Origin of the sequence: Mesorhizobium sp. PAMC28654 (genome assembly GCF_020616515.1) — a bacterium.
Classification (GTDB): domain Bacteria; phylum Pseudomonadota; class Alphaproteobacteria; order Rhizobiales; family Rhizobiaceae; genus Mesorhizobium.
In genome coordinates this window covers 285577-309712 of the sequence record NZ_CP085135.1, presented here as the reverse complement: position 1 = coordinate 309712, position 24136 = coordinate 285577, and the positions used below count along the sequence as shown (strand labels likewise).

25 protein-coding genes, 1 tRNA gene and 4 pseudogenes are annotated in these 24136 nt (G+C 60.5%); 10 read left to right on the top strand and 20 right to left on the bottom strand.

The window, feature by feature from the left end; translation table 11 throughout:
* The first annotated feature begins 38 nt into the window (after positions 1-38).
* From LGH82_RS01505 to LGH82_RS01495, 3 genes are all read left to right on the top strand, one after another.
* Positions 39-113, top strand: a tRNA-Glu gene (locus LGH82_RS01505).
* Positions 114-381: 268 nt separating this feature from the next.
* Entirely contained in the window at positions 382-597 is a 216-nt protein-coding gene (locus LGH82_RS33535; protein WP_227346993.1) for a Rap1a/Tai family immunity protein, read from the top strand.
* Between the two features lie 1170 nt (positions 598-1767).
* Positions 1768-1974, top strand: a complete 207-nt coding sequence (locus LGH82_RS01495; protein ID WP_227346992.1) for a hypothetical protein — start codon at positions 1768-1770, stop codon at positions 1972-1974.
* Between the two features lie 420 nt (positions 1975-2394).
* Here the strand turns inward: LGH82_RS01495 and LGH82_RS01490 are convergent.
* Positions 2395-3343 (bottom strand): IS630 family transposase gene (locus tag LGH82_RS01490; RefSeq protein ID WP_227343924.1). Its coding sequence is split into 2 segments (ribosomal slippage): positions 2395-3001 and positions 3000-3343, totalling 951 coding nucleotides; the frame shifts between segments, so codons are not numbered across the junction.
* Positions 3344-3506: 163 nt separating this feature from the next.
* On the opposite strand from LGH82_RS01490, the pseudogene LGH82_RS01485 reads away from it, so the two are divergent.
* A pseudogene (locus LGH82_RS01485) lies at positions 3507-4588 on the top strand (IS630 family transposase).
* Positions 4589-4744: 156 nt separating this feature from the next.
* Here LGH82_RS01485 and LGH82_RS01480 read toward each other — a convergent pair.
* From LGH82_RS01480 to LGH82_RS33445, 6 genes are all read right to left on the bottom strand, one after another.
* The gene (locus tag LGH82_RS01480; protein ID WP_227346991.1) at positions 4745-5185 is read right to left on the bottom strand and encodes a DUF6894 family protein; all 441 of its coding nucleotides are present in this window, start codon (positions 5183-5185) and stop codon (positions 4745-4747) included.
* Between the two features lie 538 nt (positions 5186-5723).
* Positions 5724-5951: a hypothetical protein gene (locus tag LGH82_RS01475; RefSeq protein ID WP_227346990.1), complete on the bottom strand. Its 228-nt coding sequence runs from the start codon at positions 5949-5951 to the stop codon at positions 5724-5726.
* A gap of 178 nt (positions 5952-6129) precedes the next feature.
* Positions 6130-6432, bottom strand: a complete 303-nt coding sequence (locus tag LGH82_RS01470; protein WP_227346989.1) for a cupredoxin family copper-binding protein — start codon at positions 6430-6432, stop codon at positions 6130-6132.
* A gap of 161 nt (positions 6433-6593) precedes the next feature.
* Positions 6594-6800, bottom strand: coding sequence for a hypothetical protein (locus LGH82_RS01465; RefSeq protein WP_227346988.1), 207 nt, complete (start codon positions 6798-6800; stop codon positions 6594-6596).
* A gap of 84 nt (positions 6801-6884) precedes the next feature.
* On the bottom strand, positions 6885-7565 hold the full coding sequence (locus LGH82_RS01460; RefSeq protein ID WP_227346987.1) for an outer membrane protein: 681 nt from the start codon (positions 7563-7565) through the stop codon (positions 6885-6887).
* Between the two features lie 147 nt (positions 7566-7712).
* A complete protein-coding gene (locus LGH82_RS33445; protein ID WP_319799906.1) occupies positions 7713-7838 on the bottom strand; it encodes a hypothetical protein in 126 nt (41 codons plus the stop codon).
* A gap of 479 nt (positions 7839-8317) precedes the next feature.
* Between LGH82_RS33445 and LGH82_RS01450 the strand changes: the two genes are divergently transcribed.
* From LGH82_RS01450 to LGH82_RS01440, 3 genes are all read left to right on the top strand, one after another.
* On the top strand, positions 8318-9109 hold the full coding sequence (locus tag LGH82_RS01450; RefSeq protein WP_227346986.1) for a hypothetical protein: 792 nt from the start codon (positions 8318-8320) through the stop codon (positions 9107-9109).
* Between the two features lie 276 nt (positions 9110-9385).
* A complete protein-coding gene (locus LGH82_RS01445) occupies positions 9386-9790 on the top strand; it encodes a hypothetical protein (RefSeq protein WP_227346985.1) in 405 nt (134 codons plus the stop codon).
* Between the two features lie 138 nt (positions 9791-9928).
* The gene (locus LGH82_RS01440; protein ID WP_227346984.1) at positions 9929-10279 is read left to right on the top strand and encodes a hypothetical protein; all 351 of its coding nucleotides are present in this window, start codon (positions 9929-9931) and stop codon (positions 10277-10279) included.
* 166 nt (positions 10280-10445) lie between these two features.
* On the opposite strand, the gene efeO (LGH82_RS01435) is transcribed toward LGH82_RS01440, so the two are convergent.
* From efeO (LGH82_RS01435) to LGH82_RS01400, 8 genes are all read right to left on the bottom strand, one after another.
* Positions 10446-11267, bottom strand: coding sequence for an iron uptake system protein EfeO (efeO, locus tag LGH82_RS01435; RefSeq protein WP_227346983.1), 822 nt, complete (start codon positions 11265-11267; stop codon positions 10446-10448).
* Between the two features lie 3 nt (positions 11268-11270).
* Positions 11271-12617 carry an iron uptake transporter deferrochelatase/peroxidase subunit gene (efeB, locus tag LGH82_RS01430; protein ID WP_227346982.1) on the bottom strand — a complete coding sequence of 449 codons (1347 nt, stop codon included), beginning with the start codon at positions 12615-12617 and terminating at the stop codon, positions 11271-11273.
* A gap of 10 nt (positions 12618-12627) precedes the next feature.
* Positions 12628-13827: an iron uptake system protein EfeO gene (gene efeO / locus LGH82_RS01425; RefSeq protein ID WP_227346981.1), complete on the bottom strand. Its 1200-nt coding sequence runs from the start codon at positions 13825-13827 to the stop codon at positions 12628-12630.
* 22 nt (positions 13828-13849) lie between these two features.
* On the bottom strand, positions 13850-14713 hold the full coding sequence (efeU, locus tag LGH82_RS01420) for an iron uptake transporter permease EfeU (protein ID WP_227346980.1): 864 nt from the start codon (positions 14711-14713) through the stop codon (positions 13850-13852).
* A gap of 466 nt (positions 14714-15179) precedes the next feature.
* Positions 15180-15449 (bottom strand): DUF6074 family protein, encoded by a 270-nt coding sequence (locus LGH82_RS01415; RefSeq protein ID WP_227346979.1) that lies wholly within the window; start codon positions 15447-15449, stop codon positions 15180-15182.
* A gap of 130 nt (positions 15450-15579) precedes the next feature.
* Positions 15580-15876 (bottom strand): DUF982 domain-containing protein, encoded by a 297-nt coding sequence (locus tag LGH82_RS01410; RefSeq protein WP_227346978.1) that lies wholly within the window; start codon positions 15874-15876, stop codon positions 15580-15582.
* 235 nt (positions 15877-16111) lie between these two features.
* Positions 16112-16348 (bottom strand): hypothetical protein, encoded by a 237-nt coding sequence (locus LGH82_RS01405; protein ID WP_227346977.1) that lies wholly within the window; start codon positions 16346-16348, stop codon positions 16112-16114.
* A 105-nt stretch (positions 16349-16453) separates the two neighbouring features.
* Positions 16454-16846: a hypothetical protein gene (locus LGH82_RS01400; protein ID WP_227346976.1), complete on the bottom strand. Its 393-nt coding sequence runs from the start codon at positions 16844-16846 to the stop codon at positions 16454-16456.
* A gap of 225 nt (positions 16847-17071) precedes the next feature.
* On the opposite strand from LGH82_RS01400, the gene map reads away from it, so the two are divergent.
* On the top strand, positions 17072-17899 hold the full coding sequence (gene map, locus LGH82_RS01395; RefSeq protein ID WP_227346975.1) for a type I methionyl aminopeptidase: 828 nt from the start codon (positions 17072-17074) through the stop codon (positions 17897-17899).
* A gap of 44 nt (positions 17900-17943) precedes the next feature.
* Here the strand turns inward: map and LGH82_RS01390 are convergent.
* The 3 genes and pseudogenes from LGH82_RS01390 to LGH82_RS01380 form a co-directional block, all read right to left on the bottom strand.
* Positions 17944-18180 (bottom strand): annotated as a pseudogene (locus LGH82_RS01390) (aldehyde dehydrogenase family protein); the annotation flags it as partial.
* 34 nt (positions 18181-18214) lie between these two features.
* Positions 18215-19311 (bottom strand): IS3 family transposase gene (locus LGH82_RS01385; protein ID WP_413771415.1). Its coding sequence is split into 2 segments (ribosomal slippage): positions 18215-19087 and positions 19090-19311, totalling 1095 coding nucleotides; the frame shifts between segments, so codons are not numbered across the junction.
* Positions 19214-20599 (bottom strand): aldehyde dehydrogenase family protein, encoded by a 1386-nt coding sequence (locus tag LGH82_RS01380; protein ID WP_227346973.1) that lies wholly within the window; start codon positions 20597-20599, stop codon positions 19214-19216. Before LGH82_RS01380 ends, LGH82_RS01385 begins: the two co-directional genes overlap by 98 nt.
* A 100-nt stretch (positions 20600-20699) precedes the next feature.
* On the opposite strand from LGH82_RS01380, the gene LGH82_RS01375 reads away from it, so the two are divergent.
* A complete protein-coding gene (locus LGH82_RS01375; RefSeq protein ID WP_227349448.1) occupies positions 20700-21599 on the top strand; it encodes a LysR family transcriptional regulator in 900 nt (299 codons plus the stop codon).
* A gap of 122 nt (positions 21600-21721) precedes the next feature.
* Here the strand turns inward: LGH82_RS01375 and LGH82_RS01370 are convergent.
* Together LGH82_RS01370 and LGH82_RS01365 are read right to left on the bottom strand one after the other, a co-directional pair.
* Positions 21722-22616: pseudogene (locus LGH82_RS01370) on the bottom strand (SDR family NAD(P)-dependent oxidoreductase).
* A gap of 87 nt (positions 22617-22703) precedes the next feature.
* Positions 22704-23042: pseudogene (locus LGH82_RS01365) on the bottom strand (SDR family oxidoreductase); the annotation flags it as partial.
* A 25-nt stretch (positions 23043-23067) separates the two neighbouring features.
* Here LGH82_RS01365 and LGH82_RS01360 point away from each other — a divergent pair.
* Complete coding sequence (locus LGH82_RS01360) at positions 23068-23970, top strand: LysR family transcriptional regulator (RefSeq protein WP_227346972.1); 903 nt, start codon at positions 23068-23070, stop codon at positions 23968-23970.
* Positions 23971-24136: the final 166 nt, after the last annotated feature.

Below are 24136 nucleotides of genomic sequence, written 5' to 3'. Positions count from 1 at the left end.
GGCCGCGAACAACGCAACTATAAGCCCCACATCTGAGCGCGCCCATCGTCTAGCGGTCAGGACACCGCCCTTTCACGGCGGTAACAGGGGTTCGATTCCCCTTGGGCGTACCAGATATTTCAAGCACTTAGCAGAAACTCTCCGAAAACGGTCAAATAAGCCGTTTGTAGCCATCTTTTCCGAAGCTCGCGCGGAATGGTCGTGATGTGCTTTATTCGTGCGATCCGGGCGGGAGAATCGCGTCGATGGCAAAAATCCTTTATGCGCTTTTAATCCTGCTTAGCGGCGAATCGGCGAAGGCAGCCCAACCCGTGACGGGCATTCCGAACACCGGCCAATTGTTGACCGCCTGCGACGATAGTCAGAAAGTGCCGTTCTGTTTTGGCTACATCACGGGGGGTTGTCGATTCCTATCTGACGCTCGCCGCTGTAAAAGGACTATCTCAGAGGTCGCAGTTTTGTATAGGAAGCAATGTCAAATTGCCCATGATCGTCGCAGCCATCGTTGAATTTGTACGCGCCGACAGCCCAAGTCGTGCAGTTTCAGCCTCTAGTGAGGTGCTAGTCGCCCTCCATGCCAAGTTTCCGTGCCCCTAGCTATTTGAGCACGTCATTACGACCTCTTTCATTTTGTTCTGCCAATCCGGTCCGAGCGCGTCGCGTGCGGAGAGTGCATTCTCGGAGCCAGGTTCGCCGTTCTTGAACATTCGAATGGCAAACGACTGATTGTGGTGCCCCATCACTATTGGCGTGCCAGGCTGATAGGTCGTCGTTGCAGTTACGTAGCTGCCGTTAGCCACGGCAGTCGTGTTGTAGGTGCCTGGCGTTTGCACGATTTGCACGTTGTTTTGAGAGGCCGCGTCGACAATGACGTAGCTGTCTACCCGGCCTTGAGAGTTGCGACAGCGGCTTGCTTTTGGGCAACCCTGGCAGCACCGATCTCACCGCATGCCGGCGCTGCCGATGACTCCACGACTGCCGTGTTCTTCGAAGTCTGGATTGTATTGGCCGAAGCACACCCAGCTAGCGCCAGGCACGCGGTCAGCGTGAGAATCTGCTTCATCCCCCCTGCCCCTCCCAAGGCGATGGGACAATCGCGCACGATTCGACTATGCGCAAGTCGGCCGCTCTGGCCGCGCCCGCTGCCTTTGACGGTGGCGGGCTCTTTTTAGAGAGATTGACAATCTCAACGGTCTCAATGCAACTTGCGATCATTGAGGGGGAACTGCAACTCAGGGGGTTCCCATGAAGAAGTACGAGAAGCCTACACTGATCAAGCGCGAGCGCCTGTCAAAGGTTACTGCTCAGGCAGCACTGTCGGATCAAAATAACCCAGCCTAAATTATCTGGCTTGCGGAAATCAGCTCGTCTAGGCTAACGTCGGGGCGGGTCTTTTTGTATGCAGACTAATTCGTCGCTATCTAATCCGGCTCATGGGTATATGTTTAACCTTGATCCACCCTCAGGATCACGTGTTGGCCGGATCCCACTCTGGCGCCTCCCGAGACCCGCTGATCGCAAGGTCGGCGGGTTTACCGCGGATAAGGTCTAGGGCGAAACCCTTTCATCAAAGCTGGCTCGGGGCTGTGACAAGGTCGGCTTTCTACTTAGAGTGGAACCTTCCAACCCGCGCAAGAGTGTCACATGCCCGATCCCCTCATCGGGTGCTGTTTACAGACAGCTTCCATAAGGCTCGCCTCGGCTCGCGCCGGGCGGCCTTTTTGCGTTTGTGGCCATTTGGCGTATCGTCCCCGATCGGAGGCGGCAATGATCCATCGTAAGGCGACTGAGGCGGGCATATTCCAACCGACAGAGATAGGTCTGCTCGGTCGAGTGTTCGATCAAACGAAGGCTGCCAACGAGACTACGACCGAGCAAGAAGCCCGAGCATCGCGCATCATCGCGAACTACATGGCCGGTATCAGCGACGAGAAAGAGTTGATCGTATTGTCTCGGCAGGCCTTGGGGCGGTAAGACCACAGGGACGCTGGTGCCGCTTCGGGAACCATTTCAGCGCGATCTAATTGAATCGCGGTTTTGCGAGTCAGTGCATGCGTTTGAAGGCTCCTGGCGGAGCGGCAAGCTTTGGGGGATTGGCGACATCGTGGCGCTTATCTATGCGGAAGCAGGCGACGGCTGATTAGCTTGCGCCAGCCCACCGGGAATGAGTGTCAGCCTTTCACGAAGAGGCTGCTCAGGAAGCAGGCCAAAAAACTCCGGACCCAGGCCGTCGCCGCGCCTTGCGGCAATCTCATGGAATTCTAACAATCCAAACATCGGTCATTCTCCGCAGCATATCGGTGGAGTCTGACCGTTGGCGAGTGGAGCCGCCACCCGTTTCCGCTTAGCTCAAATCAATCGCTTAATTTCAAATTGACCTAGAGCAGAATCTGATCATTCCGGCTCATATCCTGTTGCGGCGAAGTAGTTGGCGCACTCGGTTGGTGTGAAGCAAGGCAGTGCGGCGCTGATGGTATCCCACAATTCCGCGACGGTTCGTGCGGCGGCTTTGCGTAGAATCGATTTCAGCTTGGAAAAGGCGTTCTCGATCGGGTTGAAGTCGGGGGAATAGGGCGGGAGGAACATCATCCTTGCGCCGGTTGCTTCGATCGCCACACGGGCGGCTGCGCTTTTGTGCGCCGGCAGGTTGTCGAGGATCACGACATCGTCGGGCCGCAGCGTCGGCACGAGAACCTGCTCGACATAGGCGACAAACCATTCGCCAGTCATCGGGCCGTCCAGGACCATTGGCGCGGTCATGCCAGTGAGGCGCAGGGCGCCGGTGAACGTCGTCGTCTTCCAATGGCCATGCGGGATTGGCGATCGGCACCGCATCCCGCGCTTCGTGCGCCCCCGCAGTCGAGCCATCTTTGTCGAGGCTCCGGTCTCGTCGATGAAGACCAGATGCTCGGGATCAAGATCGGGCTGGGCGTCGAACCAGGCGTTTCGTCGCGCCGCCACGTCTGGCCGCTCCTGCTCGCTGGCGTGCGCCGTTTTTTTTGAAGGTCATGGAGTGACGATCGAGAAACCGCCAGATCGTGCTCGTCGCAAACGACGCGCCATGCTCCTGTCGCAGCAACTCGGCGAGTTCGACCAGCGTGATGTCCACCCGCCTCTCGATCGCCGCCAGGATGATGTCGCGATACGCTTCAACGCGGTGGGACCGCCTGTCGCCGCCCTGCGGCTTTGCGCAGGTGGCTCCGGTCTCGCGCCATTCCCGGACCCAACGCACCGAGCTTGCCGCCGCCACGCCAAATCGCGCCGCTGCCGCCCGTCGCGACAGGCCGCCATCAACCGCTGCGACCACCCGAGCCCGCAAATCTTCCGATAAGGATTTCGCCATGCCATGCCGGCCTCCGAATCCAGCAGATATGCTGAATCAGATTTCCAATCCCAACGAAACCCCTATCGATTCTATCCGCTCGGATTTTGCTCTAGTGGATTGATCGAGACAAAGGAGTCCGCCGGGGATTCCATCCTGGAGCGTGGCATGCGAGGCTGCCGGGATGCGCACAGGTATCGGCATCGACGTTACGGCATCTGACAGGACGCGGCTTGAGGCGATCGTTTTGGCGCGAAGTTCGCCCCAGAAGCATGTCTGGCGCGCGCGGATCATCCTGCTGACTGCCGATGGTCTGGGCACCGTGGCGATCATGGCGGCGACGGCCAAATCCAAGACCTGTGTATGGCGCTGGCAGGAGCGTTTCATGGCCGAAGGTGTCGATGGCCTGGTGCGCGACAAGACCCGGCCGCCTGGCATTGCGCCTCTGAAGCCGGGGGTGGTCGACAAGGTCGTGGCGCTGACGCTGGAGCCGCCCGATCACGAAGCGACGCACTGGACGGTCCGTGCAATGGCGAAAGCGGTCGGCATCGCGGCGTCTTCGGTAGTGAAGATCTGGCACGACCACGGTCTTGCGCCACATCGCTGGCGCACCTTCAAGCTGTCCAATGACAAGGCCTTCGCCGAAAAGCTGCACGACGTGGTTGGGCTCTCTACGTCTCCCCACCCGCCCATGCCATCGTTCTTTCGGTCGACGAGAAAAGCCAGATCCAGGCGCTTGACCGCACCCAGCCGGGGCTGCCACTGAAGCCTGGCCGTGGCGGCACGATGACGCACGACTACAAGCGCAACGGCACCACCACGTTGTTTGCCGCGCTCAACGTGCTTGATGGCTCGGTCATCGGGCGCAACATGCAGCGCCACCGGCACCAGGAGTTCATCCGCTTCCTCAACGCAGTCGAGGCCGAACTCCCGGCCGACAAAGCCGTCCACGTCATTCTCGACAACTACGCCACCCACAAGCAGCCGAAAGTCAGGGCCTGGCTGGCCCGGCATCCGCGATGGACCTTCCACTTCGTGCCGACATCCTGCTCGTGGCTGAACGCCGTCGAGGGCTTCTTCGCCAAGCTCACCCGCCGGCGGCTCAAGCACGGCGTCTTCCACTCCGTCGTCGACCTCCAGGCCGCCATCAACCGCTTCATCAGCGAGCATAATCAGCAGCCCAGGCCCTTCGCATGGAAGGCCGATCCCGCAAACATCATCGCCGCCGTCAGGCGTGGGCACCAAACGTTGGAATCAATCCACTAGTACCGTTGAGTAAGCCATTTCTCCGTCTGCGCAATATCTTGCGGTAGGGGGAAGCCATGCACACGCTGCCGCCCAATATCGATGCCGACGTGGTGCTGGCCATTGGCCACATGCTCGACGACCACGAAGGGGTATCAGCCGTATCGCTAGACCGCATTAGCTTGTCACCTTAGCCGATGTTCGCTTCAGTAAGCGATCTGTCTCAAGCTGCGCCACTCCCATCAAGGAGTCGATTTCCTGCATCTGCGCCATAAAGCCGTCTTCTGCTAAATCACGTCTGATCGCCTTGATCTGCGCGCTCGTGCGACGCATCGCGGCAGTTGCCAACTCCTCGCCCGGCTGGTTGCGACCGTCCGTGTCGTCGACAAGCCATGCTGACGAAAGGGCCAGTGTCGCACGATAGACGTGTTCGCCGTCCTCGCCGCGAACCTTGACCCAGAAAATTCGATTCGGGCCGTCAGGCAACTCGTCGCGTGCAATGTCTGGAAGCAACGCGACAGCGTGATCGCTGACTTCAGATAGCGCATTGCATCCAATCCCGGCCTCATCGACTGTTGTCTCAGCGCCGTCGTAGATGTCGAAGAAGTATCGCGGCATGTCGTAGCCTTAATTGTCGCCATATCAACTCGACGGCTCACGAATAGTTCCAAGGTCAGCGGATTGCTATCTCGGATGCTGCAGACCGGGCGGGACAGGTGGTATTGCCATTCCTTGGCCAGGATATGAAACCGGGAAAACCATCCTGTTCACCACATCGCCAGGCCCGGTTGACGCGGTCCGCAACAATCGTGGAACTCCGTTCCTAAGCAATCGTTCCGACGAGAATGCGCGACCGGCTCGGAACTACACGGCGCTCGGAAACTTATAGCTTCGGCGGAACCATGGATTTGAGCGATGGTCGAAGAAACGAAACGGCCCGAAATGGCGCCTGACGGCGTCCGCGCTCTGGCGCGCGAATCGCAAGTCACTGAGGTACAAATTCGCGAAATGATATCGATGGTCGGCCTCAACCATGCCTCGATCCTTAGAGAAGCAAGGGTAATCAGCCAGGCTAAACCTCAAGGGTTTCCGAATTGGCCGCCACGGTGACGGGCGATGACGGACTTGAAGCTGGCTGCCATGGCTGGGTAGCGGTCTAGCCGTGACGCTGCTGCTCATAGCGCCGATTGCGATCTAAAACCCCGTTAAGGCCGGCCTTCAATTCCTCAGCGCTTATCGCGCCGTTGTTGAACAGCGACATGACCAGCACCGCGATCAACTCACGTTCCGATTCATCCGAGATACCAAAGGCTAAGCAATGGTCATTCAAAGCCTTGGCGAGGATCGTCATTTGTTCCGAATCGGCAATGCCATTCAAAAGCATATGCTCTCTCCCTCCAGAGGGGCGAAAGCGTGATCGGCTCTTCCAAGCGCCAGCGCCCGCTAAGTGGCCAGCGACAATTGGATTCTACGCTTGCGACAATCGGTTAGCGAGTCATTCCGTGTGACGTGATTTTCAAATCGATAATCACGCGCCGCGCGGAAAACAGCCCAGCGTGCTGCTATTTCGCTGTGACAGTGCCCTTCATCGAGCTGTGGATCGCACAATGGAACGGGTGCGCGCCGGCCGCCGATACCTTGACCTTGGCACTCGTGCCGGTGGCGAGACGGCCGGTGTCGAAGGAGCCGTCAAGCGCGGTGGCGGTGTGTGTCATCGGGTCGGCATTGGTGAAAGTGATGGTATCGCCAACGGCGACCGAGATTTTCGCCGGGTTGAATTTCATGCCCTTGATCTGGACTGCATGGTTGGCGGCATAGGCAGGCATAGCAAAGGCAAGCAGAGCAAGAACGAGCATGGTGCGCATGATGGATTTCCTCCCGAGCGCGAACCCTCATCCTGCACTAACGCTGGCGCATGGGCTTTTATGCCACGAAGCCAACCTTTTTATGGGGCCGTCTCGCTTTCCTCATCGATTGCCTGCACAGGCACATAGCTGGCCGCAGGCCTTGCGCTTGGGGAGGATAGCTACTCTGCCGAACCATTGTCGGTGAAAGGCGACGCGCTCGGCACGCACTGAAGCGACCAGCCGGCCGGCGTCGGTTGCTTCTGATACTCGGCGATGGCAGCGGTGCACTGTTCCCGCTTGTCGAAGGTGCTAGGCAGCACGACCAAGCCGTTTCCGGGGCTGGCGATTACCATATACCAGACTAGCGCTGCGGTCGTCGAAGCCATGGAAATTTCCTTCTTCTGCCGGCAAATGAAAACCCGCGCCTCTGGTGGAGAGCGCGGGCCGGTAACGTGGTATTCAGGCGCTGTTCAGAACTTGTATGCGACGCCAACGCGGATGTCGTTGACGGAGAGCCGATCGTCGAAGGGCGTCCAGTCAACGGGCGAAAATGTCTTCTTGCCGAAATCGCTGTAGCGGTACTCCGCCCTAACGATCAAATTGTCGGTTACCGCGTAGTCCAAGCCCACCCCTACCGTCCACCCGGTTCGGGTCGCGCTCTCCGAAAATGGGGCGGATAGGCTCGCGCTCACGTTCTGATGAGCAAATGCTACGCCACCGGCGACGTAGGGCAGGAAGCGATCGATGCCGTAGCCAACCCTTCCTCGAAGGGCCGCCGTCCAGTCAATTTTGGACCCATAGCCATACCTGGCGTCCGGCGCGCCGCCATCATCGCCGCTGATGCCGCTTTCCTTCATGTCCGAAAACGTGAAATCCGCATCGGCGCCGAGAACAAACCCGTTACCGACCTGCCAATTGTAGCCACCATATATGCCGCCCAAGAAGCCATCCGGCTTGGCTGGAACGGTATAATTGATGCCTTGGAAGGACCATTTGTCGTTGCCCCATCCGTAGCCAATCTGGCCGCCGACATAAGCACCCGACCAATTGTAGGCTGCGGGCGCCGGCTCCGTCGTGATGACGGCGTCGGCAGCGGATGCTGCGCCCGAGGAAGCAGCCACAATCAACGCCGTGAGAATCGCAAATTTCATTTTCAAAGCCCCATTTACCCCTCGCTTGGCATAGAAGCATTGTCTAATTTAGAAAATCCCACCCTTCGGCATTCTCAAGCAATTTCAATTAGGTGTTGCTAACAGGCAACGCTGCCCGCCGTCCTATCCCCTGCGATCTGTGAAGCTCTATCCGGCGCGCAACGGCACAACCTTGTCGTCATTGCTCTCGGGAGGCATGAGGGGCACGACTGCCCCAGCTGACAATTCGTCGAGCGCGTCGATGATAGCCGACGAATAATGCGTCTCGATCATTCGAGTGCTTGTGTCGTGCAGAGCCGCGACCAGACGAACCGGCAAGCCGTTGCGGAGTTGGCGCACAATAGACGAGTGCCGCAACAGGCGGCATCTGCGGAGCAGACAAGATCCGCCCCGCCACGTCACGCCTAAGACAGCGCGTTAGTGCCTCGATGGAGGCTTCGCCCACACCAAGAGAGGTTGCACGGACCAACACCAAGGCGATTGAGGAGAAACACGTCCGCGATCCGGGAACTCATTGGCAAGCTGGACGAGCAGAAAGGCTAATGCATGTCGCCCAAAAGTGACCTCGGTTTTGGGAGAACGACATGCATGAAAACAAAAGAACTAAAGCGCGTCGCATGAATCCGTTTCGACGCGACGCGCTTTAGACCCGCCACTGTTAGGCCACTGCTTGCATAGTTTGGCTGGGGGCGATACTTTCAAAGCCAAGACATCAAGCGGCACAATTGCCGAGTTTCCGGCCACTTTGCGTGATGGAAATACTTTACGGGCTTGGGTTTTTGGCACTGTTCGGCGTAAGCGCGGTCGGTGGCGTGGTGTTGCGGGCCTGGCTTCCCGAAGACCATTTTTCTAAGGACAATATGGATGCGGTAAGCCTGGGCACGGGTCTCCTCGTCACCTTCGCCGCCTTGGTTCTAAGCCTGCAGTTATCTTCGGCGAAATCGGCTTTTGATGCCGCCAACCGTGATCGCTCTCTCTATGCCGCCAAATTGGCACGTCTCGACGAGTGCCTTCGAAATCTCGGCCCCGATATGGATCCGACAAGACTACGTCTTCGCCAATATACCGCAGCGGTTTTAGCGAGCACGTGGCCGCATGAGGCCGCGCCCGTCGTCGAGGGCATGCCGGATGTCCGTCACATGGCCATAAGCGGCGAAGATGCAGCACTAAAGACCCTCATGAACGAAATCGGATCATTGATCGACTCTGTCGCGCCGGCAGATACTGCGCACATAAACATGGCTGCCAGGTGCCGATTGAATTTCACAATGGTTGAAGAGAGCCGTTGGGCGGTCATTGAAGATTCAGAACGCGCGGACAGCAATTCATACAGTGGCATAGTCAGCTTCTGGCTGGTGCTGGTGTTCTTTAGCTTTGGCCTGCAAGTCCCCCGGCGACTGTTGAGTGCGATCGTCCTGGCAATCTCAGTCGTAGCCGTCGCCAGCGTGATGTTCGTCATCATAGATTTGACCTTCCTCTACGGAGGCATATTCGGCATTACCAGTTCCGCGATGCGCGATGCATTGGCGGACATGAGCCGATAGGCCCAGATTTTCGACCGGCTCGCCCTGCCGACTGGTTGTTGCGCGCGAGCAACAGATTCCCGATTTCGGAGAACCCCACAGGATCCGGATTGTCGACGGCGCCGGCCCCGTTGACAGGCGAAGCTTGTCCATGCGCCACTGCGTTAACGGTAACATTTTCGCCAATTGGGAGGGGCACGTGTTCAGGATAAATCGTTACATCTTGCTTGGGGCTCTGTCGGGAACGGTTGGTGCCATAGCGCCGGGCTTCGCAGCGCCGGTTCAATACGTGAAAGTATGCTCTCTCTCTACGGTGCGCAATACTACTACAGCCCGGGCACCGACACCTGCATAAACGCCGACACCGGGGTCACGAAGAGAGCGACCGAAGACGGAGTGGTGACATCCAAGACCGCGCTCGCGGAGAGCGTCGACGACATCGACAATCGTGTCGCTCGTGCCTTCGAAAATGCCTCGATAGCAGCAGCCTTGACCAGTCCGGACTTGGTCGCCGGAGAGCATTTCGGCCTGCGCGTCAATTGGGGCAACGCGGGCGTGTCGAACGCCATGGGTCTCACAGGGGCTGCGGTTCTTGACGAGGGTCTTTTTGCGGGTGGCAGCGGCCGACTGACAGGAACGGCTGGCATCGCGTTTGCCGGGCATAGTGTCGGCGGAAATGCAGGCGTGCAGCTGACCTGGTAGCAAACCGCGCGGTTTGCGCCATGCTGGTCCAGATCAGAAAACCCGGCGGTATAGTTTCTGGAGCCCGGCCAGCACGAGAACGATAAGCACGTTCGAGATTACGCCGACTGCCGCCGAAATCCATGCGGCGCCGCCAGTTTGGCCGAAGATGACGAACGGGAAAAAAGCAGCGATCGCCGCGAGCGCCACGATGAGCCCGAGCAACCGGGCACCCTGGTGTTCCACCAGCCTGCTGACGAAAAAAGCGATGCCTACCAGGATGATCCTGATCGGATCGAGTATTTGGGCAAGAACGATAGCGGTCAAAAGCATGTCGGCGCACTGAACTTCAAACCTTTCGACCTTTCAAGGCCGAAGACGCCAATGGCCCGCCACGCGATGCCAGCTTTCGGAAGCCGCAACTATACCATCGGACATATGGCTATACCTTTGGAGGTCGTTCCTTGGCTGGACTTGCCTACGATTCGGCTTGATGGTGGCCAAGGCTAGTCCCTTGCCCCCCCGCATAGACGGGGCTAGTCATGCAAAGAGCCCGCTGTCCACCAGAACGGACAGCGGGCTTTTTATCCAGAATCGATGTCAGCACTCGCTGTGCTCTTCAGGACAAAGTCTTGCCATCGCGGGCGAAGTCCCCCTCGCCCGCGACGCCACAGTCCTACTTGAGGCCGAGCGTGCCCTGAAGCGTCGACAGATCCTCGGCCAGCGCGGTCACCGGCCCCTGCAATGCCTTGCGGTCATCGCCGGTGAGCTTGTCATAGGCGGCGAATGATCCGTCGGCGGCGCGATATTTGGCCAGGATGTCATCGACGGTCTTGAAGTTGCCATCGATCTTGTCGGACAGGCCCTTGTCAGCCTGGGTAGTCAGCGGCCGCAGCAGATCGACGATCTTTTCAGCACCATCGACATTGGCCTGGAAATCCCACAGATCGGTATGGCTGTAGCGATCCTCTTCGCCGCTGATCTTGGACGATGCGACTTCCTCGATCAGGCCCGCCGCGCCGCCCACCATCTTGTCGGGCGGAATGGTCAGCGTCTTCACCCGCTTCTGAAGGTCGAGCACGTCGGCATTCAGCTTGTCGGCGAAGTCGTGCATGTCCTTTGTGGAGCCTTCCACGAAGAGCGCGTATTCGATACGGTGGAAGCCGGTGAAGCCTGGATCCTGTTCCGCCTTCTCATGGTCGCTGGCGCGAGAATCGATCGATCCGTCGAGGTCCGAAAAGAGTTCGGCGATCGGCTCGATCGCTTCGTAGTGGACGCGCGTCGGTGCGTAGAGTGCCTTTGCCTCGTCAAGCCTGTCGGCCTTCACGGCCGCCGTGAATTTCTCTGTCTGGGCGACGAGATCATCGACGCCCTTGGAGACGTAGACCTTGTAGTCGGCTACCGGTTGGACAAGCGCCATCGGATCGATGGCTGCCCAGGCGATATTCGACAGCGCAAAACCGCAGACGCCGGCAAGCGCGATGGAACGAAAGTTCATGTTTCAGGCTCCTTTCTTTGTTGCTAAAGGATTTTCTTCGGATTGATCGAAACGTCCGGCCGCCTCCAGCATGGATTGGCCGAGATAGCTGTGTTGATCCGGCACACCGGGAAGGGCGAAGAAATAGCCGCCGCCGACGGGCTTGATGTACTCCTCCAGAGGCTCGCCATTCAGCCGGTTCTGGACGGCGATGAAGCCGGCATCGAGGTCCGCCTGGAAGCAGATGAACAGAAGACCCATGTCGAGCTGCCCCGCCTTGGTCACTCCGCGCGAGAAATTGAAGGGACGGCGCAGGATCAGATTGGCATCGGTCGCCGCCGTGCGCGGGTTTGCGAGCCGGATGTGGGCGTCCAGGGGAATCTTGTCTCCCTTGGGGTCTTCAGCATATTGGGGGACGTCTCGCTCCGCCTTCATGGCGAGCGGCGCACCTGAATATTTGTCGCGACCGATGATCGTCTGCTGTTCGACAAGCCGCGTACGGTCCCAGCGCTCGACGAAATTGCGGATGACGCGCACCACCTGGTAGGTGCCGCCGGCGGCCCAGCCCTGTTCGTTCGCGTCCTGCCGCACCCAGACGATCCGGTCCATCAAGGCCGCGTCGGACGAGTCTGGATTGGCGGTGCCATCCTTGAAGCCGAGCATGTTGCGCGGTGACTCCTTGCGCTCGTCGGGCTCGCGCGGCGCTGGCACGAAACCATCCTGCTGCCAGCGCATCATAAGGAGGTCGGGTGTGTGTTTCACCACGTCGCGCAGCGCATGGATGTTGGTCTCCGCTGTATTCGAGCAGATCTGCAGCAAGAGGTCGCCGTGACAGCGGTTGGCCTCCAGCGCATCATTGGGAAACTGGTGCATCGTCGTGAGTCTTGCCGGCTTGACGCCAGCAAGGCCGAAGCGACCGTCAAACAGAGACGCGCCGACGGCGACCGTTATGGTGAGATTGTCCGGCGAGACGACAGGCCCGAGCAACCCGGAATCGGGAGGCGGAAAATCCAGCTCCCCCACCGGTGCGGCGCCACCCTCCATCAGGAACGCGATCCGGTCGGTCAGGGTGCGCATGAGACGTTGAAGATCGGATCGCTTCCTGACCAGCACATCAAAGGCGACCACCAGTCCCGCGGGTGGTCGCGACGAGATGATTCCGGCCTGGTGGTTGCCATGGAATGGCTGGCGGTCGTCAATCGCCGCCAGGGCCGCAACGCCAGCCGCCGCCATCGGGCAACCGTCGGCACGAGCCGTGGAGGCGCTGACGATCGCACCACCCGCGGCACCCAGGCCCAAAAGCAAACGGCGGCGGTCCAGCGACGGGCCCATGCCCGACTGTTTGGTATTATCGACGGATTTCTCTGTCATGGTCTTCACCTCAAGCCAGCCCAAGGGCGTCGGAAAGCCCCGCGAGATCGCCCGCAAGCTTGGCCATTGCCTGCTGCAGGGCAGTGCGGTCGTCTTCGGACACCTTGTCGTAGGTTGCGAAGGAACCGTCGGCGGCGCGGTATCTGGCCAGGATTGCGCCAGCCGCCGAGAAATCGGCATCGATGCGGTTCGTCAGTGCGCCGTCGGCTTTTGCAAGCACGGGTCGCAGAAGGTCGACGATCTTCCTCGCGCCGTCGACATTGGCCTGGATGTCCCACAGCTCGGTTCGGCTGTAGCGACCGCCCTCGCCCGCGATCCTTGACGAAGCTACCTGCTCGATCAGGCTGGCGGCACCGGCCGCCATCTTGTCTGGAGGAACGGTAAGCGTCTTCAGCCGCTCGCCAAGTTGCGCGATATCGGTGGAGAGCTTGTCGGCCAGAGGTGCCAGGCCGGCGGCATTCGATTGCGCGAACAGCCCATATTCAATGCGGTGAAAACCACCAAAGCCGGGATCGGCTTCCTTCTTGTCATAGGCGGCCGCGTTGGCATCGATGGCCGCGTCGAGATCGGAGAAGAGTTCGGCGATCGGCTTGATGCTCTCATAATGGACGCGCGCCGGTGCGTAGAGCTTGCGGGCGGCGTCGAGATCGCCGGCCTTGATGGCATCGGCGAATTTGACAGTCGCCTCGCCAAGCGCCGCCGCTTCTCCGCCAAGATAGACCTTGTATTCGGCCATCGGTCCGATCAGGTCGACCAGTTTCGGCTTCACGGAAGCCGGCATGGTGCCGGTGACATGAAGCTTGCCCTTGGGATTGCTGAGCAGGCCGCAGGTGATTTCGTAGTCACCGGGCTCAAGCGTGGTCGTCAGCTTCTGCGTAAAGCCCGGCGCGATGTTCTCGCGCTCGTCCACCACCATGACGCCGGTGAGGATTTCCCACTCCAGCGCGCGCGTGCTCTTGTTGACGATCGAGAAGGTCACCTTGCCCGCCGGCACGGTCATGTCCTCGGGGTCGCATGCCCTGGCGTTGACGGTAACCGTCGCCTCCGCGGTCTTGCCTGGGGTTGCGCTGGCGGGCTGGACGGCCGGCGCGGTTGCTCCGGCAACGGGCTTGGGCGCACCCGTGTCACCGCCCTTTTGCCAGGCGTAGTAGCCACCACCCGCCGCGATCGCCAGGAAAGCCGCGACGGCGCCGATCTGAGACTGTTTCACTCCGCCTGACATCGCCATTGCCTCAAATGGTGCCGGGACGGCGCGAACCGTCCGCCGCTGGCTGGGGAGAAACCGGCGCGGGCGGCGCGGGAATGAAAAGGATCAGCGCTGGAACGAGGTAGAGCAGGTAGACCAGCACCTCGCCGACTGTCGGCTGGTCCTGATACCCCAATATGCCGGCCAGCACCGACCCCAGTGCGCTATCGACGGGCAGGATGGAACTGAGATCGAAAGCTGTCGCCTGCAGGCCGTTCCACAGCCCAGCCTCGTGCAGGGCGCGCAACGAGCCGGCGAGCAATCCCGCCGCGACGAACAGGATGAAGAAGCCGGTCCAGCGGAAGAACACGCGCAGATTGAGCTTCACGCCACCATAATAAATGAGGAGCCCGACGATGACCGCGACAGCCAGTCCAAGCACGGCGCCAACCGGCGCGCCGATGCCGACCTCTGCTCCTTGCTGGAACGTGGCAAGCAGGAAGAACACCGATTCCAGTCCCTCGCGGGCAACAGCGAAAAACACCATGCCCAGCAACGCTATCGATTGATGATCGCCGGTGCTCAGCGCGTGGTCGATCGAGTCGTGAAGTTCGGCCTTGATCGAGCGCGCCGCCCTTCGCATCCAGAACACCATGGAGGTTAGGATGATGACGGCGACCAGCCCGACAGCCGCCTCGAACATCTCCTGGATGCGCTGCGGGAACTCGCCGCTCGCAAGGTCGAATGCAATGCCCACGGCAAGAGAAAGAGCGACAGCCAGGCCGACGCCCACCCAGACCAGCGGCAACCACGCACGACGGCCCGTCTGGCGCAAATAGCTCGCGATGATACCAACAATAAGGGCTGCTTCGATGCCCTCGCGCAGCATGATGAGGAAAGGAACCAGCATTCAAAAGCCCTGGAGCCGTTCATCCAATTTTCCGGCTACGTGGGCTGCACCTACACCCTTGCGAGCGAAGGCAACAAGAAAAATGCAGAAACGCGAGCAGATCGAAACATCACAAATTCGCGATCAAACTTACTTTATAATGATTCTAAGCTGCATCTAAAAGTATATATATATACGTTACTAAATTTATCAAAAATAACCCTGAAATAATCCATGGAATTTCGACACGGCGGGTGCGGAAATCGCAAAGCGCCGGGGATTTATCTTAGATCATCGGAAACATATAATGTTGAAGGAACCTGAAAAGCTGGGCGTCAGGTCTCGGATTCGTGAACCCGAATAAACCTGAGCGTCCATTTCATCATTATGGGGTAATTCAATCCGCCGCTTAAACTTGACCGCAGACAGAAAGATTCAAAATCACCGGCGCGGCGAAAAATGGCGCTGATACGGTTTTGGCGTCGTCTCAGGCCACGTCGCCGGTCAAAATATGCATCTCTCTTTGAACAGCAGCAAAGAAACGGCGAACCTCGTCGCTTGCCGAAGCCCTATCCTTGCCCGACCCGACGACGCGATCAAGGAGTTCGCCGGCCGTGGCCTTCCAGAATGATGTGGCTGTGTCCCCGTGCAGCTTGTCGAGCTTGGCCGCGACCTCGCGAACCAGAACGATCTGACGGTCTATCGGAAAAACTCGCACTTCTGCTGAATGCATTTTTACACCATGAGACTGACGCAACGAATCGAACGCTGCCCTACAGTCACTGGCGTAGCCGCGAAGGTGAAAACGGATCCTTAACGACGATTCATGAAACGTGATCGACGCTTTCCCGCACAGGCAGAAAAGGCGAGTTGGTCAAGCGTCAAGACTACGCACGCATACCTCTCGCCTCACCGTCCCGCTTGCGCGTCGTCATCATATCGCGGGCCATCAGCCTGCTGACCCGGCAGAATGCCATGAACGCACGACATGCGTCTTCCGTCTTCACCACGTCCACCGTGGCACCGAAACACGCATTGAAGGCTTTCTGGTAGACTGGTCCTTGCTTGCGAACCGGCCAATCCTGCAGGAAATCGAGCGCCTGTTCGACGCCATAAATTTCCTCTACGGGCAGGTCGGGTTCGAGTGCGATGCGCACCGGAACCTCGAATTGCAATCTGTCCATTCCAAGTCTCCCGAACCGACGTCGAGAGCGTAACGCGGTTCGTCTTAAAAAGTTGCCTGAAGAGGTTTCTCGGCAAGGAATGTGTCGTCACTGCGCCACGGCAATGCCATGCCGCGGCCCTCCACCGTGATCTGCTGGCAAAAGCGCGGAGGTCCTGTAGTCCTCCTGCGCGCTTGACGCCGAACCGGGCCGGAACCCGACCTGCTTGGCCCGGCCTGCTCATGGCCCGACGTGCTCACTGGTTTGCCGGATCTGTCTCCGCTTCATAGCACATGCGGGTGACCACCAGCAGGATATAGGCCGATGGCACCGCGAAGATGACGCCGAGAACAACGGCTCCCGTTCCAGAAAGCCAGAGTGTCTCGGCGACCGCCCAATAGACGGTTCCGATGCAGATGATGGCCTGGACCGAGAGGAACAATGCGGCCGTCGCCGCGCGCGTGAGTGTCTTGAATGACTTGATACGTTCCATTGAAAAGCAGTCCGAATGACGCGCCACGTGGCCGATGCACGGCCAAGGGCCGCCGCACCGGTCCGCGACGCAGAAGGATTTATGGGTGAAAGCTGAAAGTGCCGGTCAGACGGACGGCGGCGCACGCGGCCGGTTGGCATTCGACCGCGGCGCGGCAACTGCCGCGCGCGCGATGAACCGCTCGACCAGCGACGTGCGGTCGAGCAGAAGGAATTGAGGCTCCGGCGGCAACAAGGCCGGGTTACCGCCCGCGAACTTTGCAAACACCGATCGGCCGGTGCGGACTTCAACTGCCTGAACCTTACCGGTGACGCGCAGTAGAGCCGCGGCCTCGCCATGCTGCTCCAGGCTGAGACTGGGGCCGCCGGTGTCGGTGCCAGCAAAAGTTGGTGCGCCCGACTGGCCGAGACACAGCAACGCGAACAGCAGCAGGCCCACCAGACATGAGCAGGCTGCCGTCATCGGCGTGTCAAATGACCTGATGCGCTCGAACCTCAAGGCGCGCGTTCTCCAAAATCGTCCATCCGCCGTACCGCACATGGGCAAGAAAGGAAAGCAAACCCAGGCAGGAGCGGCCAAACGTCGGGCCGCCGGACGTGAATCTCCGCCATGTTCGGCCGCCTTGGGCAGTTCTTCCTTGAACCTTTGGCCTTCAAGTGCCAAATCTGGAGTGAATTTCACGCCGGCTCATTCAAAAGGGCCATCACCGGCAAGACGGACACAATGGTCACCTATCTCGACGCCGCCACCGCACCGCTCAGGAACACCGGGCAGATCCGCCTTTATGGCGAAGAAGGCTTTGCCGGCATGCGCAAGGCGTGCGACCTCACCGCGCGCTGCCTCGACGAGCTGGTGCCCATGGTCGGACCTGGCGTCACAACAGACACCATCGACCGTTTCGTCTTCGAATTCGGCATGGATCACGGCGCGCTGCCGGCGACGCTCAACTATCGCGGCTACACAAAGTCGTCCTGCACCTCGATCAACCATGTCGTCTGCCATGGCATTCCCGACAACAAGCCGTTGAAAGACGGCGACATCGTCAACATCGACGTCACCTACATCCTTGATGGCTGGCACGGTGACTCCTCGCGCATGTATCCGGTCGGCACCATCAAGCGCGCCGCCGAACGGTTGCTCGAAGTCACCCATGAATGCCTGATGCGCGGCATCGCCGCGATCCGGCCGGGAGCCCGTACCGGCGCCATCGGCGCCGCCATCCAGAGCTTTGCCGAAGGCGAGCGTTGCTCCGTGGTGCGCGATTTCTGCGGCCATGGTGTCGGCCAGCTGTTTCATGACGCGCCCAACATCCTGCACTATGGCAGCGCCCATGAAGGCGTCGAGATGCGGCCAGGCATGATCTTCACCGTCGAACCGATGATCAATCTTGGCAGGCCACACGTCAAAGTCCTGTCGGACGGCTGGACAGCGGTGACGCGCGATCGCTCGCTGTCGGCGCAGTACGAGCACACGATCGGCGTGACCGATACCGGCTGCGAGATTTTCACGCTGTCGCCCAACAATCTCGACCGCCCCGGCCTGCCGGCTTAGTGTTTGCCAGGCCGGGACGATCGAGCGGTCCAGGTTGAGTGCCCTTAGACGAGCACGGCTCGAGGCTCCAGATACGCCTCCAGTCCGAAGACGCCGTATTCGCGACCGATACCCGACTGCTTGAACCCGCCGAACGGCGCCAATGGTTCGTGAGGCGCGCCATTGATGACGACGCGACCTGAATCGAGCTGGTCGGCGAACGCACGCGCATGCTCGGCATTGGACGACATCACATAGGCCTGCAGCTCATAGCTCGTGTCATTGGCGATGGCGATGGCCTCTGGACTTGCTTCGGTAAAGTGGAGAGCGGGTTGCTCATTCGGCGGCGTTTCGCTCGAACTGCATCGGGCTGATGTAGTCGAGCGCGGAATGCCGCCGGATGGGATTGTAGAAGCCGTCGATATATCGGGCAATGGCGGCTTGGGCATCGGCGCGGGTAAGGAAAGAGGTGCGCCAGATCAGTTCAGTTTTCAGCGTCTTGAAGAATGTTTCGACCATGGCGTTATCAAAGCAATTGCCCTTGCCTGACATTGAGATGATGACGCCGGCGGCACGCAATTCGGCTTGGTAGTCGATAGAACAATATTGGCTGCCGCGGTCGGAGTGGTGAATGAGGCCGGGTTCCGGCTGCCGCATGACGAACGCCTTGTTGAGCGCTGCCAGAGCCAGGCTGCGGTGTAGCCGGTTGCCAGCAGCCCAGCCAACGACCTTGCGGGCAAACAGATCGATGACGACAGCAAGGTACAACCAGCCCTCCCGCGTCCAGATGTAGGAGATGTCGGCACCCCATTTCTGGTTGGGACCAGTGGCGGCAAAATCCTGGTCGATGACATTGGGGGCAACCGGAAAGGCGTGTTCGCTGTCCGTCGTGCGCTTGAACCGCCGCTTCTGTCTTGCCTGGAGGCCATTCTCCCGCATCAGACGCGCCGTTCGTCGCCGGCCAATGGCAAAGCCATTGTCTTGCAGTTCCCGCGTCATGCGCGGGCTACCATAGGTTCCGTTCGACAGCGCGAACGACGATCGCACATGCGCCAGCATTATCATGTCGTCGCGCTGCCGGCGGCACGCCGGCCGGCGCCCCCAGGCAAAGTAGCCGCTCGGGCTGACACCCAGCGTCGCGCACAAACGGTCCACAGGGAAATCCTTCTTCGCCTGGTCGATGAGCGCGAACCTCACCGACTTCCCTCCTTGACGAAAAAAGCCGTCGCCCGTTTCAAGATATCCCGCTCCTGCCGAAGGATTTCATTCTCCCGCCGCAGCCGTTTCAATTCAGCGGCGACATCAGCATCAGGCGGACGCCCAGGATCGCCCATCTCACGATCCAGCTGCCGACCCATCCATCGCGTCAGCGTCGAGAAACCAACACCAAGATCCTCCGCGATCTGCCGCTTCGTCCGACCGCTCGTTCGCACAAGGCCAACCGCCTCCGCCTTGAACGCATCCGTAAACTGTCTCTGTTTCGTCATCGAGGTCGCCTTTCATCAGAAGGAAACTCTCCACTTTTTCGGGGCAAGTCCACTCAGCCTCATCCCGATAAGGGATCACGCAGAGCACGGGCCCAAAAATCTCCTCGCGGGCGATACGCATCTGGTTGGTAACGCCGCTAAAGATGGTCGGCTGCACGAACCAGCCACGATCCAGGCCCGCCGGGCGCCCCTCACCGCCAGCGAGGAGATCGGCGCCTTCATCCAGGCCCAAGCGGATGTAACCCTGCACGCGCTCATACTGCTTCTGGCTCACCATGGGACCGACCTGAACGCCCGGCTCGTTTGGATCACCTGCCTTGATGGCCGCCACGGCGGTCTTCAGCCGCTCCAGGATTTCCGGCAGTCGACTCTCGGGCGCCAGGATACGGGTGCCGGCGATGCAAGCCTGGCCGCTGTTCATGAAACCGGTCATCAGCGCCGTCGGAATGGCGGCGTCGAGGTCGGCGTCCTCCAGAATGACGTTCGGCCCCTTCCCGCCCAGTTCCAGCGTCACGCGCTTCATGGTCTGGGCGGCGGCCAGCAGGATCGAGCGGCCGACGCCCGTGGAGCCGGTGAAGCTGATCTTGGCAACGTCAGGATGCGAACTCAGCGTGGCGCCAACCACGTCTCCACGACCGTTGACGATGTTGAACACTCCCGCCGGCAACCCCGCCGCGTGCAGGCATTCAGTCAGCACCTGGGTCTGGGTGGCACTCATCTCGCTGGGCTTGAGCACGATGGTGCAGCCGGCGGCGATCGCCATGGCCAGCTTCGTGCAAATGAAACCATAATTGCTGTTCCAGGGCGTGATCGCCACGACAACGCCATGCGGCCGCATCTCCACCTTGGCCCGACCGATGGTCCGGGTAAAGTCGTAGGCCTCCAGTGTCTCGACCATGTTCAGGAAGACCGATGCAGCATTGGCGACCGCGAAGCCGACGAAATACTGCGGCGCGCCATATTCCTCGACCATCGCGCGGGCCAGTTCGTCGGCCCGCGCGGAGACCTCTGCGTGCAGGCGCTTGAGGAAAGCGATGCGTTCGGCCTTGGTCGTCCGCGAGAAGGCCGGGAATGCCCGCTTGGCGGCCGCGACAGCGGCATCGGCATCAGTCGCGTCGCCCAGCCGCACCTGGCCGATCTTCACCTCGGTGGCGGGATTGAAGAGGTCGGCGGTCTCTTCGCCGTGTGGCGTGACAAAGGCGCCGTTGATGTAGATTTTGTCGATGCCGCGCATGGCCGTGTTCTCCATATTTGTTGACTGGACTAATTTGGCGCAAACGCATCAATTAGATAAGATGACCAAAGCCGCGCAGCCTGATAAGAATATACGGACAATGACACGTGGCAGCCTGATTGAACTCGAAGCTGTAATGGCCGTCGCCAGCCGAAGCGGTTTTCGGGCAGCGGCGCGCGAATTGGGCATGTCTTCCTCGGCGCTCAGCCAGTCGATCGCTGCGCTGGAGACCCGCCTTGGCGTACGCCTCTTCAATCGCACCACCCGCAGTGTCTCCCTGTCCGCGGCCGGCGAGCAGTTCATCGCCGAAGTGGGGCCTGCCCTGTCGGCGATCCGCAACGCCATGGAGGGCGTTGACGGGCACCGCTCCGAGCCTGTCGGCACGTTGCGTCTCAACACCTCGCTCGGCGCGGCAAGGATGATCCTGGCCCCGTTGCTGCTGGAATATCTGCGTCGCTACCCACGGATGCAGGTTGAAGTGACCACCGAAGGCGCGCTGGTGGATGTGATCGGCCAGGGTTTCGACGCTGGAGTGCGGATCGCCGAAATGATCCCGCCCGACATGATCGCGATACCGATCAGCCGGGAGACGCGTTCGGTCATCGTCGGCTCTCCCTCCTATTTTGAACGGCGTGCCCGCCCCCTGACGCCAAACGACCTGATGATGCACACATGCATCCGTGCTCGCATGGCCAGCGGGTCGCTCTACCGATGGGAGTTCGAAAGAAGGGGAGAAAGTCTGGCCCTGGACGTTCCGGGCTCCCTCACCCTGGATGAAAGCGACTTGATGTTGCGCGCCGCGCGGGAGGGCGCCGGCCTGGCCTATATCTCCGAATGGTCGGTTGCCGAGGACATCGCGGTGGGACGTCTCGTTCAGGTGCTGGACGACTGGACGCCGCCCTATCCCGGCCTGAACCTCTATTATCCCGGACGACGTCACCAGCCGGCGAAATTGCGGGCGTTCATCGAACTCATCCGGGACTCTCGCACCGCGTCATAGAGGTCGCCGCCACGTCCTCCGTTTCGGACCACGCCTGCCAGAAGGCAATCGTCACGACGGAAGGACTGACACCACTACTGGCGTCAGCCCTTTTGCATCGACCGATCCGGCGAACCGCGAACTCAGGCGATAACAGCCGGGTGCAACAGGTTTTCGAGGCCGATATTGCGATACATCTCGCGGCGCATACGGTCGGCGACGCCGTTGACGATCTCCGCGCCATCCTGTGACGGATCGACATGAACTCGGAACGGCCGCTTGCCGAACGGCGCGTCCACGACTCGAACGATCTCGCGCGCCACTTCCGACTGATCGGCATCCGCGGACTCAAGGCCGGCCAGCCCCTTCAGGGCCCGATCGGCTATAGGCACCCGCTTCATACTCCGCGAGCCGCGCCGCATCGGACGGCTTGCCGGAATGCGCGAAGTGGTTGGTGCCCTTGGTGAAGGCGCCGGGCACCATGATCGTGGTCTCGATGCCCCACAGCGCGAGTTCGGTGGAATAGGACACGGCAAGCGCGTCCATTGCCGCCTTGGCCGCGAAATAGGGCGCCAGGAACGGCGGGGTGCCGCCACGAGTCGAGGAAGAACCGACCCAGACCAGCAGGCCTTTGTGCTGACGGCGCAGATGGGGCAGCGCCGCCCGGTTGATCCGCTGGGCGCCCAGCACGTTGACGTCGTACTGCTGGATGAACTGGTTCGGGGTAAAAGCCTCGGCCGGGCCGAACACCATGTGGCCGGCATTGTGGACGATGACGTCCAACCGGCCCGCATCGGCGATGACTTGGGCGATGCCGGCATCGGCCGACGCGTCGGACTGCACGTCCAGTTCGGCGGTGCGCAGATCGACCTTCTGCTCCGCTGCCCAGGCGGCGACGGCAGCGACCTGAGGCGCATTGCGCCCCGTGGTCTCGCGCATCGAGGCGTAGACCGTGTGGCCGGCCTCGGCCAGGGCCTTGGCGGTCATGAGGCCGAAGCCCGAGGAAGCGCCGGTGACGAGGATGATGGACTTGGACATGATGGACTTGGACACGACGAAATCTCCTTGCTTGAGGTTTGAGTTTGAGGTTTGCGTTGAAGTGGGTCGAGACGGGACAGGCCCGGATCAGATGATCCCGCCATTGGCGCGCAGCGTCTGGCCGTTGATCCAGGCGCCGTCCGGACCGGCAAGGAAGGCGACGGCATCGGCGATGTCCTGGGGCTGGCCAAGGCGTTCGAGCGGCGCCATCTTCGACAGGCGGTCGACCACTTCTTGCGGCTTGCCGTCGAGGAACAGCTTGGTCGCCGTCGGCCCTGGCGCGATCGCGTTGACCGTGATGTCGCGGCCGCGCAATTCCTTGGCGAGGATGCTGGTCATGGCTTCGACCGCCGCCTTGGTGGCGGCATAGACGCCATAGCCCGGCTGCAGCATGCCGACGACGCTGGATGAGAAATTCACGATCCGGCATTATAATTCGAGAGTTCGGACAATGGATCGCTTCGATGCCATGCGCGCCTTCATCCGCATCGTCGAGCGGCGCAGTTTCACCAAGACCGCCGACGATCTCGGCCTGCCGCGTTCATCGGTCACCGATGCGGTGAAGGGTCTGGAGGCGCGGCGGGGCGTGCGACTGCTGCAGCGAACCACCCGTCAAGTCAGCCCGACGCTGGACGGCGAAGCTTACTATCAGCGCTGCGTCAGCCTGATCGCCGACCTCGAAGACGCCGAGGGCGCCTTTGTCGGCGCCAAGCCATCGGGTCTGGTCCGCGTCGACATGCACGGCACCCAGGCACGCTATTTCCTCCTGCCGGGTCTTCCACGCTTTCGCGAGCTCTACCCGGACATTCGCTTGCACATCAGCGAGATGCACCAGCCGCTGGACATGATCCGCGAAGGGTTCGACTGCCTGCTGCGCGCGGGCGAGTTGTCGGACAGCCCGTTGATACGGCGACGTCTGGCAACGCTGGAAAGGGGCACCTTCGCCAGCCCTGACTACCTCAACCGCTTTGGCACGCCGCGAACGCCCGACGATCTGCGGGGGCACGAAATGGTCGGACTGTTGTCTCCAGACTCCGCCGAGATCACACCTCTCGTCTTCAGCATCGGCGCAAAGACCCGCCAGTTGACCTTACCCGCCAATGTGACCGTGACCGGGCCCGATACCAATGTCGCCTCCGCATGCCTGGGCCTTGGTCTGATCCAGGTGCCGCGATACCGCGTGGTTTCGGAACTGGCCAGCGGCATGCTGGTCGAAGTGCTCGCCGACTTTCCACCCTCGCCATTGCCGGTCCACGTGCTCTATTCGCACACCCGCCAGCTATCGCCGCGCCTGCGCGTCTTCATCGACTGGATGGCCGAGCAGTTCCGCGAACGGACTTCGCTGGCCGAATGAAGCAACACTCGATCGCGACCTTGTGTGACAGCCTTCGGAATTTCACCCTGCCGCCCAAACCTCGGCCGCTCAGCCCTGCCCGCCTGGAACCTGTATCCCGATGGGATGGGCTCTATCATTTTTGTTTGAGCATGATCTCAGGACAAACGGGAACCGTTTGTCCGAG